The organism is Hydrogenispora ethanolica (assembly GCF_004340685.1).
In the GTDB taxonomy this organism is placed as follows: Bacteria; Bacillota; UBA4882; order UBA8346; family UBA8346; genus Hydrogenispora; species Hydrogenispora ethanolica.
On the sequence record NZ_SLUN01000085.1, the window covers coordinates 1 to 1,673 of the forward strand.

The following is a 1,673-nucleotide window of genomic DNA, read 5'->3' on the forward strand; positions in this document are numbered from 1 at the left end:
CTTTTAACCTCGCAGGTGTGTCTTTCTACCTACGATCATTCTAGATTTATCACTGGTTTCCCTGGTTTTGTATCTGTTTAGTTCACGGATTTAGGTTAAAGAAATTTAGATACTCTGACCATTATCAATATTATCTTTCTTTTTTTAATATCATCTCTATAACGTTTTAGTACGATATCATATATCTTTGGTAAAAAATCGGATTTCAATGAGTTCTTACAAAATACACAATAATTTTATTCTACATATGTCTTTGTCAACCAATCATGCAAGAATTGATTTTTTTTATTGAATAGATAAAAAATAAATCCTATGCCAGCAAAGCTAGTAATAACTAATAATATAAGTCGTATAAATGCTCGTGAGGCACTAATTTTTTCTCCACTTTCCGTTCTCAATCTTAATTTCAGAGCCATCTTTCCTAAAGTAGCATCGTATTTTGTTTCCATAGCAACAAAATATAGTATAATTAAAATAAAAATAGTAATTGGAAAAAGATACTGAATAAATCCCCATGCTGTATGGCTATGTGATTCGTTAAGTGGTTGTATATTTGACATTTTTGCAATTATAAAAATTATTATTAATAAGGAAAAACCCATAACATATAAACTTATAAAATCTATTAATAGAGCAATAAACCTTTTCACACAATTAACTAATTTCACGCTATCACCTCATAGAATGGCCTTTTCCCTTTTAAAGTATTATTTAATAATACTCCAGTCTTTAGTTCCCCAATCAGGTATATGACCCCAAAAATCCTTTGTAAAATCAACCAAACTCCAATCTACATATAAAGGTCCAAGTCGTAACGTAAATGGTGCCATGTCAGTTTCAGCATAAAATTTCAATTTAGAAACATCCAATCCAACTTCACCACTCATAAATAAAATACTACCACTTAGAAACCATTTTGTATTTTTTGCTCCACCAGATAAACCAACTACTCCAGCCTCAACACCCCATTCTGCCCATGTTATTCCACCCGAAAACCCCCAATTATTTGTATTCCTGCTAGTTGATTTTCCAACATCAGTTGTATAATCCAATACAGTGCGTCCCGTCATTTTACCATTGGTATAGCTTGCAATAATTGTTTTAACCGTTTTTCCATTAAGAATATAATCGGTTTTTTGTTGGACTATTCTTCCCTTAGCATCTCGTGTTGTAGCTGTCACTTTTATAACCCCATTGACTTGAGCAGGAGTGGCTTGTCTATTAACACTTGTATTATTGCTAGCAAGTAAGGTCCCTCCTTCAAGTACTGCTCCACTTAAATCGTATTCAACATCGGTTGTGGTATCATTAGTCGCTATACTAGAAGGGTTTACAGCGTTCATTAACGCCTCTGATATCGCATTACTAGCCCCACATAAAGCTAGAGCATCACTAGCCTTCAAGCTATACTCTCCCGTACCTGCAAATTGACCAAATGCATTATTAAACCATTTCTTGATGTTATTTAAGAAATCATTTTCGGCAAACTTGGTTTTACTATTCAGATAACCACTTACTCCGCCACTTATGATCCCTTGACCAAACGAATCCCAAAAATCGCCACCCATTAAAACCGATATCGTTCCGCTGGTTAATCCGGTAGTTAATGCTTGAGTGCCTATTTTTCCCAAAGAACTCGCCAAGGCTGTTCCGGATAACAATTCGCTAAAACC

At 34.2% G+C, this 1,673-nt stretch carries 2 protein-coding genes; both read right to left on the reverse strand.

Features of this window, described 5'->3' with window-relative positions:
* Nucleotides 1–236: 236 nt before the first annotated feature.
* On the reverse strand, nucleotides 237–668 hold the full coding sequence (locus EDC14_RS26370; protein ID WP_132018399.1) for an RDD family protein: 432 nt from the start codon (nucleotides 666–668) through the stop codon (nucleotides 237–239).
* A gap of 39 nt (nucleotides 669–707) precedes the next feature.
* Nucleotides 708–1,673 (reverse strand): hypothetical protein (locus EDC14_RS27040; RefSeq protein WP_165908349.1); only part of this gene is annotated, 966 nt, incomplete at its 5' end.